This is a genomic window from Bradyrhizobium sp. AZCC 1678 (genome assembly GCF_036924765.1).
GTDB lineage: Bacteria > Pseudomonadota > Alphaproteobacteria > Rhizobiales > Xanthobacteraceae > Bradyrhizobium > Bradyrhizobium algeriense.
In genome coordinates, this window is the sequence record NZ_JAZHSE010000001.1 from 854,958 (window position 1) to 868,572 (window position 13,615).

10 protein-coding genes and 2 pseudogenes are annotated in these 13,615 nt (G+C 63.2%); 4 read left to right on the forward strand and 8 right to left on the reverse strand.

Going from position 1 to position 13,615, the window contains the following annotated elements; translation table 11 throughout:
- Positions 1-27 precede the first annotated feature (27 nt).
- The 3 genes and pseudogenes from V1294_RS04080 to V1294_RS04090 all read right to left on the reverse strand — a co-directional run.
- Positions 28-1,216 (reverse strand): annotated as a pseudogene (locus V1294_RS04080) (flavin monoamine oxidase family protein).
- 264 nt (positions 1,217-1,480) lie between these two features.
- On the reverse strand, positions 1,481-3,307 hold the full coding sequence (typA, locus tag V1294_RS04085; protein ID WP_108520794.1) for a translational GTPase TypA: 1,827 nt from the start codon (positions 3,305-3,307) through the stop codon (positions 1,481-1,483).
- Positions 3,308-3,803: 496 nt separating this feature from the next.
- A pseudogene (locus V1294_RS04090) lies at positions 3,804-4,075 on the reverse strand (Crp/Fnr family transcriptional regulator); the annotation flags it as partial.
- A gap of 206 nt (positions 4,076-4,281) precedes the next feature.
- Here V1294_RS04090 and V1294_RS04095 point away from each other — a divergent pair.
- Complete coding sequence (locus V1294_RS04095; RefSeq protein ID WP_334487933.1) at positions 4,282-4,662, forward strand: response regulator; 381 nt, start codon at positions 4,282-4,284, stop codon at positions 4,660-4,662.
- Positions 4,663-4,684: 22 nt separating this feature from the next.
- Here V1294_RS04095 and V1294_RS04100 read toward each other — a convergent pair whose 3' ends face one another.
- Complete coding sequence (locus tag V1294_RS04100; RefSeq protein ID WP_334495318.1) at positions 4,685-6,247, reverse strand: alkaline phosphatase D family protein; 1,563 nt, start codon at positions 6,245-6,247, stop codon at positions 4,685-4,687.
- Between the two features lie 91 nt (positions 6,248-6,338).
- A complete protein-coding gene (locus V1294_RS04105; RefSeq protein WP_334495319.1) occupies positions 6,339-7,760 on the reverse strand; it encodes a TAXI family TRAP transporter solute-binding subunit in 1,422 nt (473 codons plus the stop codon).
- Positions 7,761-7,979: 219 nt separating this feature from the next.
- On the opposite strand from V1294_RS04105, the gene V1294_RS04110 reads away from it, so the two are divergent.
- Both V1294_RS04110 and V1294_RS04115 read left to right on the forward strand, forming a co-directional pair.
- A complete protein-coding gene (locus tag V1294_RS04110; RefSeq protein WP_334487942.1) occupies positions 7,980-8,285 on the forward strand; it encodes a 4a-hydroxytetrahydrobiopterin dehydratase in 306 nt (101 codons plus the stop codon).
- A 104-nt stretch (positions 8,286-8,389) separates the two neighbouring features.
- A complete protein-coding gene (locus tag V1294_RS04115) occupies positions 8,390-8,776 on the forward strand; it encodes a YkvA family protein (RefSeq protein ID WP_108520845.1) in 387 nt (128 codons plus the stop codon).
- A 124-nt stretch (positions 8,777-8,900) separates the two neighbouring features.
- On the opposite strand, the gene V1294_RS04120 is transcribed toward V1294_RS04115, so the two are convergent.
- The 3 genes from V1294_RS04120 to V1294_RS04130 all read right to left on the reverse strand — a co-directional run bounded on the left by V1294_RS04120 (position 8,901) and on the right by V1294_RS04130 (position 12,566).
- Complete coding sequence (locus V1294_RS04120) at positions 8,901-10,073, reverse strand: TAXI family TRAP transporter solute-binding subunit (RefSeq protein WP_334487946.1); 1,173 nt, start codon at positions 10,071-10,073, stop codon at positions 8,901-8,903.
- Between the two features lie 52 nt (positions 10,074-10,125).
- On the reverse strand, positions 10,126-11,010 hold the full coding sequence (locus tag V1294_RS04125) for a hypothetical protein (RefSeq protein ID WP_334495320.1): 885 nt from the start codon (positions 11,008-11,010) through the stop codon (positions 10,126-10,128).
- Between the two features lie 581 nt (positions 11,011-11,591).
- Complete coding sequence (locus V1294_RS04130) at positions 11,592-12,566, reverse strand: NADPH:quinone oxidoreductase family protein (protein ID WP_334495321.1); 975 nt, start codon at positions 12,564-12,566, stop codon at positions 11,592-11,594.
- Positions 12,567-12,686: 120 nt separating this feature from the next.
- On the opposite strand from V1294_RS04130, the gene V1294_RS04135 reads away from it, so the two are divergent.
- Positions 12,687-13,526, forward strand: coding sequence for an SDR family oxidoreductase (locus V1294_RS04135; RefSeq protein WP_334495322.1), 840 nt, complete (start codon positions 12,687-12,689; stop codon positions 13,524-13,526).
- The last annotated feature ends 89 nt before the right edge of the window (positions 13,527-13,615 follow it).

Sequence of the window (13,615 nt, forward strand, 5' to 3'; positions counted from 1 at the left end):
TCACGGTATGTTCCGTCAACAAATGGCTTAGTCCAGCGCCTCGGTTGCAGCCAAAATCTCGCCCGCCGCCCTCTCTCCGCTGTCCCGTGCCCCATGCGCGGTCGAGAAAAACTCCGGCGAGGTGGCTTCTCCCGCAAAGAACAGCCGGCCGTCGACCGGCGCGGCCAGCACTGCCCGATCCCCCGCATGGCCGGGCAGCGCGTGCGAATAGGAGCCGCGCGCGAAGGGGTCGTGGGCCCAGCGTGATTCCGCAAGCGGCCTCAGCTTGTGGCGAAAATCATTGCCGAGGATTGAGGCGATCTCGTTGATGCTCTCTGCGGCGAGCGCGCCTTCGCCGGCGTCTTCCAGCGATTGCGCAAAACGGCCGCCGAAAAAGCCTTCAATGCACGGTTGGCCGAACGGGCGCAGATGATAGGTGCCCATTGCGGTGCGCATGGTGGCGGCGCGCAGATTGCCTTCTTTCGGCAGCGCCTCCGGCTCGTCGAGCGCCAGCGTCACCTTGTCGGCGAGGCCGAGCGGCAGGCCGCGCGCGGCGTCGACTTTGGCCGGCAAGGGGCGGGTGAAAGCGGATCGCCTCGTCGGCGATCAAATTGGTCGGCACGGTGACGATGACCTTGTCGGCCATAAGCGTGCCCTGCGAGGTCTCGATGCGGACGCGCTTTGCCGAATGATCGATCAGCGTTACCTTGCAATTGAGCGCGGTCGGACATGACGCGCCATAGGCGGCAATCAGCGCACCGTAGCCCCGGCGGATGCGCCAGTTGCGGTCGGTGTCCTCATAGGCGTTCATGTCGAGCAGGGAGACCCGATCGAGCTCGCAGCCGTTGACGTAGGTCGAGATCGCATCGATCATCGGATTCCAGCGATTGCCGGGTTCGAGATAGAGGCTGGCGGCGCAGTCGCGGCCGGTCTTCGCAGCGGCCACCGCACCCTGCTCAGCGCGGTCATAGAAGGCATTCAGCGCGCGCATGAAGTCGTCGCGGTCGTCTTGCGGAAACGCCTTGCCATAGGCGCGTTCGTCCCAGGGCGGCAACGACCGGTTGATCTCGAAGCCGAGCTGCTCGGCGATCGCGACGAAGGAATTCTCGTCTGCCGAATGCAGCCAGCCGCAGCCAGCGTCGAAGGTGACGTCAGGCGAGGCCATGATGGTGTGCGCTCGGCCGCCGACGCGGTCGCGCGCTTCCAGCACGAGGACGGAGAGGCTGGAATTCTTCAGCGCATTCGCAGCGCCGAGGCCCGCGGCGCCGGCGCCGATGATGGCGACATCGACTGAGGAGGGGAGGGACGACATGCCCTTGCCTCTAGCATGTTCGCGGTCGCGTCTAAAGCCACCCCGCGCATGGCCGTCATCACTCGCCTGTGCGCAATTGCGCACTGGGGCGGGTGATCCAGTATTCCAGAGACATTTTTAATTGAATCGAGAGGGCGCGGCGTACTGGATGCCCCGCCTTCGCGGGGCATCATGACGAGAGAGTTCGGCTTACGCCACCGCTTCCTTGGCCTTTTCCGCGCGCTTGCGGTCGTTGGCGTCCAAAAACTTCTTGCGCAGGCGGATCGACTTCGGGGTCACTTCGACCAGTTCGTCGTCCTCGATATAGGCCAGCGCCTTTTCCAGCGTCATCCGGATCGGCGGCGTTAGCCGCACCGCCTCGTCCTTGGAGGTGGTGCGGATGTTGGTGAGCTGCTTGCCCTTGAGCACGTTGATCTCGAGGTCGTTGTCGCGGGTGTGCTCGCCGACGATCATGCCCTTGTAGACCTTCCAGCCCGGCTCGATCATCATCGGGCCGCGGTCTTCCAGCTTGAACATCGCGTAAGCCACTGCTTCGCCCTGATCGTTGGAGATCAGCACGCCGTTGCGGCGGCCCTGGATGTCACCCTTGTAGTTCGCGTAGCCGTGGAACAGTCGGTTCATGATCGCAGTGCCGCGAGTGTCGGTCAGCAATTCGCCCTGATAGCCGATCAGGCCGCGGGTCGGCGCGTAGAACACCAGCCGCAGGCGGTTGCCGCCGGAGGGACGCATCTCGATCATCTCGGCCTTGCGCTCGCTCATCTTCTGCACGACGACGCCGGAGTGTTCCTCGTCGACGTCGATCACGACTTCCTCGATCGGCTCCTGCCACTGGCCGGTCGCCTCGTCCTTCTGCAGCACGACGCGCGGACGCGACACCGAAAGCTCAAAACCTTCGCGGCGCATGGTCTCGATCAGGATCGCGAGCTGCAATTCGCCGCGGCCGGACACTTCCATGGCATCCTTGTCCGTCGCCTCGACTACGCGCAGCGCGACATTGCCTTCGGCCTCGCGCAGCAGGCGGTCGCGGATCATGCGAGAGGTCACCTTGTCGCCTTCGGTACCGGCGAGCGGCGAGTTGTTGACGATGAACGACATCGACACCGTCGGCGGATCGATCGGCTGCGCCACCAGCGGCGTTTCAACCGACGGATCGCAGAAGGTATCGGCGACGGTGCCCTTGGTGAGGCCAGCAATCGCAACGATGTCGCCGGCGTCGGCTTCCTCGAGCGGGGTGCGCTCGATGCCGCGGAAGGCGAGGATTTTTGTGATGCGGCCCTGCTCGATGGTCTTGCCGTCGGCGCCGAGCACCTTCACGGCCTGGTTCGGCTTGATCGAGCCCGAACTGATGCGGCCAGTGATGATGCGGCCGAGATAGGGGTTGGCTTCGAGGATGGTGCCGATCATCCGGAACGGGCCTTCCTCGACGGTCGGCGGCGCGACGTGGCGCACGATCAGGTCGAACAGCGGCTGCATGCCGGCATCCTGGGAGCCGTCCGGGCTGTCGGCCATCCAGCCCTGCTTGGCCGATCCGTACAGAATCGGGAAATCGAGCTGCTCCTCGCTGGCATCGAGTGCTGCGAACAGGTCGAACACTTCGTTGATGACTTCGGTCGGGCGCGCGTCGGGGCGGTCGACCTTGTTGATGACGACGATCGGCTTCAGTCCGACCTTGAGCGCCTTGGAGACCACGAATTTGGTCTGCGGCAGCGGACCTTCGGCCGCGTCGACCAGCACCAGCGCGCCATCCACCATGTTCAGGATGCGCTCGACCTCGCCGCCGAAATCGGCGTGGCCGGGGGTGTCGACGATGTTGATGCGGGTGTCCTTCCACTGCACCGAGGCCGCCTTGGCCAGAATGGTGATGCCGCGCTCGCGCTCCAGGTCGTTGGAGTCCATCGCGCGCTCGGTCACCTTCTGGTTTTCGCGATAGGTGCCGGATTGCTGCAGCAGGCGGTCGACGAGGGTGGTCTTGCCGTGGTCGACGTGGGCGATGATGGCGACGTTGCGAAGGTTCATGGCTCTTCTTCTGGTCGTGCATGGTGGATGCGCGATCTCACCGGAAAACCGGGACCCACTTTTCCGGATCGCGCTTCTAAAACCTGGAATACCGGCGCGTGATGACGCTTCTTCGAATTGTCATCTCGCTCCATCTATTTTGTTTGAGCATGATCTCCGGGCAAACGCGTACCGCGTTTGTCCCGAGGGAAAACCGGTACCCACTTTTCCGGATCATGCGCCGGGGGCGCTTTCCCCCCAAAAAGGAAGCCCGGCCAAAAGGACCGGGCAATACCTTACGCGTTGCGGCGCAATATATTCAGAAAACGCCAAAAAACAATGGTTTGTTTGGCATTTGGTTAGCTGATTTTGGGTGCGGAAGCCCTTCAATTGCCCCTTTCGGGGTCGGGATGGATCCCCGCAAAACCTCCTCAAAATGGCCCTTCACGGCCTCGTTGCCGCCGCAGACCGGTTCCGCAGCACATCCGGGCTGCGGACCAGGATTCGAGCCGCGCCGGCTGACGATGCCGACGACCGCGCCCTCGCGGCCGATCAGGATGGTCTCGACATCGCGGCCGCCCTCGTTGGCGACCCTGTAGGACACGAGGCTGGGGCCGCAGGGGAAATGCACCGTCTCGACATTGTCGCCGGACTGTAGAGCAAATCGTTCGGATCGGCGTCGGCTGCGACGAGGTGCGGTTCGATCAACGCGAAATCAGCGTCATTCAAACGGTGCAGTAGATTGTTGAATGGCCGCTCGCCGGCGATCCCGGCTCGTCGCGTGAGCATGAAAATTCCTCGTTTCCCTCCCAAAGACAAATAATCGGTTTGGTGCGGCCGATATGTGCACTAGTGGACAGACGGTAGAACGGACATATGGTGGTTTCAGTTCCGGAACTGGCGGATGCGCTTCTATGGGCGTCGGCTGACTTTGCGTCTTCCGGCTTCGGCCCGGGCTTCTTAATCAAATGCTGAACCTTGAACTGGCGAGAGACATGGAACCCGCCTCCTACAACGGCATACCCAACGACGTGTTGATCGTTGAAGACGATCCAATCATCGCGCTTGATTTCGAAGACACGATTTTGGGGTTTGGCGTGAAGACGGTGCGGAGCGCCGCGAACGTGGCCAAAGCGCTCGATATGATTGCCGACCGGCCGCCGGAATTCGCGCTGCTCGATGTCAGCCTCATCCGCGAGAAGAGTTTTGCCGTGGCCGAACGGCTCGAGGCGCTGAACATTCCGTATGCCTTCGTCAGCGGCTATGGCGCCGACGCCCGGCTCCCGGCCGCATTCGCGACGAAGCCGCGGCTGCCCAAGCCCTATTCGACCGACGCGCTGCAGGCGCTATTGAAGAACGGCGGCATCAGGCCTTGAGCGGTTGCGGCCGTCGCGACGGCTACACCGGTTTGGGATCGAGCGTCGTCGACCACAGCGCCACGTCGGCGCGGTCGCGCAAGGTCACCGTCATCTGGCCGGTCTTGCCGTCGATCCTGACGTGGCCGAAGAACTGCATTCCGGCCGATGGCGGCAGGTTTTGATTGCCGGGCCCCGGCGCCTTGATGAACTTCACTTCCGGTCCGAAGGTGTTGTCGAGGTCGTTCGGTCCGAACGTGCCGGCGTGCAGCGGCCCGGCGACGAACTCCCAGAACGGGTCGAACTCCCCAAACTGCGCCTTGTCGGGGTTGTAGTAGTGCGCGGCCGCGTAGTGCACGTCCGCCGTAAGCCACACGGTGTTGACGACGCCTGACGTCTTGATGAAGCGCAGGAGGTCGGCGATCTCCAGTTCGCGGCCGCGCGGCGGCCCGTCGCCCTGCGCAACGGCCTCCGAGCCTTTCTTGTTGCGAGCATCGTCATAGACGATGATGCTGAGCGGCATGTCGGAGGCGATTACTTTCCAGGTAGCGCGCGAGTTGAGCAGTGCGCGTTTCAACCAGGCGACTTGCTCGGGCCCGAGAAAATAGCTTTCCGGCCCGTAGGCCGTCTCCTGGTTCGGGCCGTTGGCGCCGCGATAGCTGCGTTCATCCAGCATGAACACGTCGAGATGGGGCCCGTAGTTGAGCGTGCGATAGACCCGCCCCGGCTCGGTGATGCTCTCGCGCATCGGATACATTTCGTGGAACGCGCGTGCCGAACGGGCCGCGAGCGCGGTGATGTTGCGTTCTTTGTAGGCCGCGGGCAATTCCTTCGACAGCGACCAGTTGTTGACGACTTCGTGGTCGTCCCACTGCACCAAGACCGGCACCTCGGCGTTGAACGCGCGCAAATGCTCGTCCATGAAATTATACTTGTGCGCGGCGCGGAACTCGTCGAGCGTTTCAGCGACCTTTGACTTTTCCGGGGTGGTCACATTCTTCCAGACCTTGCCGTCGGGCAGCGTCACCTCGCTCTTGATCGGTCCGTCGGCATAGACGGTGTCGCCGGAGTGCAGCAGGAAATCCGGGCGATGCTTGCGCATGGTGGCGAAGGTGAACATGCCGCCATCGTCAGGGTTGATGCCCCAGCCCTGTCCGGCGACGTCGCCGCCCCAGACGAAATTGACGTCGCGGCGATCGCCAGGGGCGGTGCGGAACCGCCCGACCACCGGCTCGCTCTCGATGCCGATGTGCGCGAGGTCGCGAAACCGGACACGGTAGAAAATCTCCTGCCCGGCAGGCAGGTTCTCCAGCAGCATTTTCGCGGTGAAGTCGCTTTCGGGCAGGGCCGCGATCGGCGGCAGCGTCCGCGCGTTGGCAAAGGACTCCGCCGTGGCGACTTCGACCAGCATTTGCGACGGACGGTCGGCGCGCGCCCACACCACGCCGCCGTCAGTGCCGACGTCGCCGGATTGCACGCCGCATGTCACGATCGGCCGGTCGGCGGCGCGGCTGAGATAAGGCATTGCGAGCGCGCTGATGGCGCCTGCGCCAGCGGTGGAGAGAAAACGACGCCGGGAAAATCCGCGAGAAACCCTCAACGTCATGCAAGCCTCCTTGGGTCCGGCGCCAGAATGCAATAATAGCGGCGACAGACCTAGAAAGAATTGACGACGGTTCGATTACCGGAATTGCAGATCAGGCGTTGCTGGCCGCGCGGAATTGTGCGCTCGCCCGCTGCAGGTTTTGCGGCATGCTCATCAACAGCGCCTTGCGGTCGGCCACCGCGTTGTGGAACTGCTCGATCGCGATGTTGAACGCGGTCAACGTGCCTTCCTCGATCGTCCCGTGCTCGTAGCATAGCAGCGTGTGGCGCAGAATAGCGTCCGCTTCCGACTGCATCTGGTCGAGCTCTTCCGTCGAATCGCATTGACGCGCGGTGGCGAGCATGTCGAGGAGCCGGTCGCGCTGCGAGGTGTTGACGTTGCGCTCATCCTTCTTGAGATAGCCGGCGAACCAGGCGCCGGCGGAGCCCATCGCCGACAGCGCCATTAGTGCCCACCAGATGTAATCGCTGTAGCGGTCGAGGAAGGTTTTTTCCTCGCCGTCGACAAAGGCGGCGGCGCCGGGATGAACGGGGATCGTGGCGTCCTTGTCGGTATCGGGCGTCTCGATCTTGGCGGCCAGCGGAAATTCGTTCTTCAGCGTCTGGCGGATTGCAAACAACTGCCGCGTAAAGATGGCGACGGTCGATTCCGCGACGCCCCTGCGCGCCACGATGTGGTGCGAGAAGCTGATCGTCTTGATCTCTTCCTCGGGCCGGCTCGGCGCGCTGCCAAATGTTCCGGCCGGGATCTCGGAGGCCTCATAGGCGGGATGGTTCTGCGCAATCGCCTCGGCCGAATCGATCGCGAGGAATTTCGGCGTGCCGCCGTCGCGCGCGGAGGCTGCGATTGCATCCGCCGTGATCTTGCTGTTGACCGGGCCGGCGGCAAGATAGGCGTCGGCCTTCTGGTTACGAATGGCCTCGGCAGCCTCGTTGGCGGGGAACTGGACGATCTCGACCTTCGCCGGATCGACGCCGTATTGCCGCAGGATCACCTTGAGCAGATTGACGTTGGCCTGGGTGCGGCCGACGACGCCGATGCGGCGCCCGGCGAGCTGGCCGATTTTCGTGACGGCGGGCGCGGCCTTCCTGCCCTTGGTCTTGGCCGCAGTCGGCACCCACAGCACCACGACGTTCTTGCGCAGCGTTGCCACGGCCTGCGCATTCTTCGGCACATCGAGGTCGCCCCTGATGATGGCGAGATCGGCCTTGCCTTCTCCGAGCAGATTGGCGCTCGCCACCGCGCCATCGGTCTGCACCGGGCGCAGCCGGACCACGCTGTTTCGCTGGTTGTTGAAGGCCTGGGTCAGGTTCTGAACGACCTTGAGGTCGTCGCTGTTGGCCGGGCCGACGGCGATCCGCAGGGTCACGGGCCGCATGGCAAAGTAATAGCCGGCCACCAGCGCACCGACGATGGCCAGCACGCCAGCCAGCGTGACGAAGGTCAGCCGTCGTTTCGCTGAGCGAGGCGAAGGTGGGGCCGGCTGTTCCGAAAGAAGGGGGCCGTCGGTCATCAATCCCTGGATGATCGTTGGAGGTGCAACTTCATGCCGCCGGGCACACTTACACGAGCACCCTAGCAAATTTCCCGCTTAACCATTGTTACATCTGCGTCATGGTTACCGGCGCCCCCAAAACCGCCATTTGGCACCCGCTGCGGACCCATTTAGGCGAGGGATCCCCGATGCGGCCTTCGGTGTTAGGGTGGAGGTGGTCTGAAACGGGAGGCGATCATGGCGGAACGGCTGTCGGCGGAGACACGGAAATCGGCGCTGGCGGAACTTCCCGGCTGGTCCGAGACGCCGGGACGCGAGGCGATCGGGCGGACCTTCACCTTCAGGGATTTCAACGAAGCCTTCGGATTCATGTCCCGCGCCGCGCTGGTGGCGGAAAAAAGCGACCATCATCCGGAATGGAAGAACGTCTACAAGACGGTGGACGTGGTGCTGGCGACCCACGACGCCGGCGGCGTCACCCGGCTCGACATCGATCTGGCCAAGGCGATGAATGCGATCGCGAGGCAATTGGGCGTCACCTGAGTTCGTGCGCCCGCGATCTTGCGGGGTGGGGCGGACATCCCCAATTCTTGAATCATACGATCGGCCGCGGCGATCTGCCGCGCCGGATCAGAGGGAGCGCCGCGATGGCATCGTCCGATCACACCGCAGGTTTCGATCCGGCCGACCGGCTGGCGCAGGATCGTGAGAGCGTGCGTCGGCGCTTCTGGATCAAGTTCAAGCAGGTGGTGGCGCAGCTTCCCTTCGCCGAAGACCTGCTCGCAGCCTATTATTGTGCGTTCGACAGGGAGACGCCGCGTCACGTGCAGGCGGCGCTGCTTGGCGCCGTCGCCTATTTCATTCTGCCGCTCGATTTCATGCCGGACATGCTGCCGTTGCTCGGGTTTACCGACGATGCCGCCGTCCTGGCCACCGCCATCCGCATGGTCGCGGGCCACATCACGCAGGAGCATCGCGATGCCGCCCGCGCGGCACTGAAGCGCGGGATCGACACCGCTGGAGTGACGGAATAGCCCGCGTCCAGAGCCTTTTCCGTTCCGATTGCATCGGAACGGGCTCTGGATTTTGGTTTGACGCGTTTTCTCGACGCGAGCCTGCCCGGATCAAGTCCGTGGCAGGCTTTTCGCTGGAAAACGCTTAGCGCTGCGCCGGAGCCTGCGCCCTTGCGCTTCGCTCGGCTTCCCAGGCCTGGAATTGCTTGAACAGGGTTTCCTTGTCCGCGTCCGTCTTGACGTTTGCCGCGGTCGCCGGGCTCTGTTTCAGGAATTCCTCGAATCTCGCGCGCGACACGGCCTCGACGTTATGGCTCTTGAGCCATTGCTCGGCGACCGGCAGACGCTGCCAGTCGGGCAACGGCGCCGACAGCGAGACCTCCTTCCACTTCGGGTGGAACGGCGGGTTCTGGAACGTCGGAAACTTCGTGAAAAACGCGTCCACGAACAGAGCCAGCTTGCGATAGCGGTCGGTGTTGGGGGCCCAGTTGTAGGCGGCGAGCACCGCAGGCACGGCGATCGTATCGACCTTCCCCCCTTCCGCGATCAGGTTGGGATAGTCCTTCGACGTAAGGGTCGCGGGCAGATAGTCGGTCTGCAGCGGCCGCGAATAGTCGACCGGAACGAGGTGGAAACGATCGTCCTTGAAGCCTGCGACCGACTTGTAGGGTTTGCCGCCGACGGCAATCACCGCGTCGATCTCGCCGGCCCTCATCTTCTCCATCGCGATGCGCTGTTCGAGATAGAGGAAGTTAGGCTTGATGCCGAGCCGCTCGAACACGATCGCCGCGGTGACGAAGGTGCCGCCGTTGGGAAGATCGACACTGACCTTCTTGCCGTTGAGCTGGCTGATGTTGGTGACCGATTTCGAGGCGAGGACGTACATCTCTTCATTGTAAAGCTTGGTCACATAGGTGAACTGCTTCTTGATGTCCTTTGCGAAGCCTTTTTTCTCCAGATAGTCGAGCGTGTCGGCTCGCACGATGCCGAGGTCGACGCCCTGCAGGAACAGGATGTCGGCGACGCTCTGCACAGAGCCGCGCCCGACGATCGGAAGTACGCGTAACTTGTTTCCGTCGTCGAGCACGGAAGCGAGGTCGGCACCGAATTGCACATAGGTGCCGCCGATCGTCCCCGAGATCAGTGTGACCGTATTGGCGTTCAGCGCCTGCTTGGTGGCGACCGAACCGAACTGAAAAATGGCCTTCAGGCTTTCGCTGACCTTGGCCGGATCGTACTCCGTCTCTGCCGCCCGGGCCGCCGTGTTGCTGCATGCCATCGTCATGGCGAGCAATGCCATTCCGAACAAATGTCGCATAGATACCTCTCGCGCTGGTCTTGAGTATTTCTCTAATTCAGTAATTAATTGCCTAGTTCTGCAGCTGACCGAGCCGCCGCTTCGCGTCTGCTGAACCGAGTTGGGCGGCCTTCTGATACCAAACCCGCGCCGCTGCCGGATCGGGCGTGATGCTTCGCAAGTCCTGGCTGCCCAGCACCAGCGGATCATACGTTCCCGCCAGCATCAGCGCGGCTTCCGCCTCCTGGGCGTCCGCGGCCCGTTCGAGCAGCAGTCGGGCGGAAGTGATGTCGCCGATCGCAAGCAGGCTCTTCGCCCGCTTCAGCAGCGCCGCAAGCTCATCCGGATCGATACGTCGAACCGGAGCCGCTTCACGCGTCACCGGAACGGGCTCACGAACGACCGGAGCGACCGCGACCACCGGGGTCGTCGGTGCTACCGCAGCGACCTCACGGGCGGCTTCGCGCGCCACCGGCTCCGGTACCGCGACCTTGCCCTTGAGCGCACTCTGATAGGCGGCGGCGATTTCGTCGCGCGTCGGCGATGCCGATGCCAGCGCATTGGGCGGCGTGCGGCGCGCAGCCGCAACTTCCGCTCCGGACGGTTCGGCGGCGAGCGGCGGCGCGGCAATGCGCTGCGGCTGCGCAGGCTCCGGCACCGCTGCGGCGAGCTGAGCGGGCGGCGGCGCGCTGCCGCCACCACCACCGCCGAGCGAGGCGTTGAAGATGACAGCACGGGTCGAGTCGATGGAAAACAGTGCGAGAACGGCCGCTATTGCCGATACCACCACGACGCCGGTTACGATGCGCCCCGCGCGCGCCTTCTTCAGCCCACCGCTGCCGAACCGCCGGTCACCGCCGGCGAAAGCATATTCGGAAAGCTGCTGGTGAGACTCTTCTTCGTAGTTGGAGAGGAAAAGCGGTACCGGCTCGTGCGGCGGAAGCTCCTCCGGCAGCACATCCGTCCGCTCAAACGACAGCGCAAAGGGCTGCTCGTATTGAGGCTGCTTATACTGAGGCTGCTCATACTGAGGTTCCGGCTCATATTGAGGTTCCGGCTCATACCGTAGCTGCTCTCGTAGCTGCGCGTATCGAGATTGATCCGCTTCATACAACCGTGGATCGCTGATAGCTTCGTCGAACCGGTCAAACGGATCTCTTGGCTGTGTTGGCAGCCTGGTATTCTCCGCCATGGATGATGCTCCCCACTACTGAACGCAACTACGGGCGTCCCCTGCACCTTGCTTCTTGCTCTTGTCGACGTACAGGAGCCCCTTAACTGATGGTTAAAATCGCACACGGAATGGGCTCAAAAAACGGCGGCGGCCGGTGCGAATGAGGAGATATTTTGGTATCATTGAGGCGGAGAAGCGGCATAAGCGGGTTTTGGAACACGCATTGTTACCGGGAAATGATCTCGGTGAAATGACATTGGAGACATGCGTCACACAGCGGCACAGGTCTCCGGGCCACGCATCGCACGGGCCGCTTGCGCTTCTTCAAGCGGACGACCATTCAACGGATGGCCCGGCATCGCCTCTCAGGGATGCAGGATCACCTTGCCCATCGCCTGGCGGCCGGCGAGCACCTTCAGCGCTTCGGCGGTTTGCGCCAGCGGGAACGTGCGATCGACATGCGAGGAGATCTTGCCTTCCGCGGTCCACTTCACGAGCTTTTCCAGGTTGGCGCGGTTCTTCTCCGGGTTGACCCTGGTCCATGCACCCCAGAACACGCCGCGTATATCGCAACCCTTGAGCAGCGCGAGGTTTAGCGGCATCTTCGGAATGTCGCCCGCGGCAAAGCCGATCACCAGGAAACGACCTTCCCAGGCGATCGAGCGCAATGCGGCTTCGGCGTAAGTGCCGCCGACCGGATCGAAGATGATGTCGACGCCCTTGCCGCCGGTGAGCCGGCGCAAGCCCTCCTTCAGGTCTTCCTTGCTGTAGTTCAGCATGAGCTCGGCGCCATGCGCCTTGGCAAATTCGAGTTTCTCGTCCGACGACGCGCAGGCGATCACCTTCAGGCCCATCAGCTTGCCGAGTTCGCAGGCCGCAAGTCCGGTTCCGCCAGCAGCGCCCAGCACGGCCAGCGTCTCGCCGGCCTTCGGGCTGGCGCGGTCTTCCAGCGCATGCAGCGCTGTGCCGTAGATGATGATGATGCCGGCGGCGCGATCGAAATCCAGATTGTCGGGAATTTTCACAATAGAGCTCGCGGGCAGCGCGATCTTTTCGCGCGCGCCGTTATGGCCGCAGGACGCCACCACGCGGTCGCCGACCTTCAGGTCGGTGACGCCGGCACCGACGCTTTCGATCACGCCGGCAACCTCGGCGGCCGGCGAAAACGGGAATGGCGGCTTGATCTGGTACTTGCCCTGGATCATCAGGATGTCGAAGAAATTCAGTGCCGCGGCCTTGATCGCAATCACGGCCTGTCCCGGTTCGGCCACCGGATCGGGGACGTCGGCCAGCACGAGGTCGTCGGGTTGGCAATATTGCGAGCAGAGAATGGCTTTCATGGGCGCACCTGATTTTCGGGCCGAGAATATAAGAGGCTGGCAGCTTCTTGCCGGATTTGAAGCCGGGCTACAATCCGATTCAGGCGCATGGCCTTATGGTGATCGAAGGGGATTCAAAAGATGTTTGAAAAGGGCTTGCTGGCGGGAAAGCGGATATTGGTCACGGGCGGCGGTTCGGGGCTCGGGGCTGCAATGGGGCACCGCTTCGTCGAGCTTGGCGCGGAGCTGATCATTTGCGGCCGCCGGCTCGAATTGCTGGAGGCGACGGCAGCAAAGATGCGCAGCGAACTCGGCGGCAGGGTAGGCGTGATCGGCTGCGATATCCGCGACAGTGCCGCGGTCGATGCCATGATGGAGGAAATCTGGCGCGAGGCGCCGATCGACGTGCTGGTCAATAATGCCGCCGCGACCTTCATCGCGCAGACCGAACATCTGTCGTCGCGGGCGGCGGATGCGGTCCTGGCGCCGACACTGCACGGCACGATGTATTGCACGCTCGCCGCGGGCAGGCGCTGGATCGACGGCAAGCACAAAGGCGTGGTGCTGAGCATTCTCTCGACTTCGACGATCACTGGTCGCGCCTTCACGGTGCCGTCGGCGATGGCGAAATCCGCTGTGCTCGCGATGACCCGAAGCCTTGCGGTGGAGTGGGGACCCAAGGGTGTGCGCACGGTCGCGATCGCGCCCGGCGCGTTCCCGACGCCGGGCGCTTCGGGTCAACTCCGTCCCGAGGGCCGCGATGAAAGCTGGGCGCAACGCAATCCGCTCGGGCGCGCCGGCGAGCATGGCGAACTTGCCGATCTGGCGAGCTTTCTGATTTCCGACCAGGCCGGCTATATCAATGGCGAGATGGTCGTGCAGGATGGCGGCGCGCATTTGCGCAGTTCCGGCGCCGAGGATCTGCTGCAATGGACCGATGCACAGTGGCAGAAACAGCGCGAGCGCCGGTCGAAAGGTTGAACCCGAATCCCGCGCCTTGATTCCTCAAAGGGACCTGTTACGAAGGCGCGGCTGCGACGGTGAGCAACACTGTAACTGCCTTCCCAAAA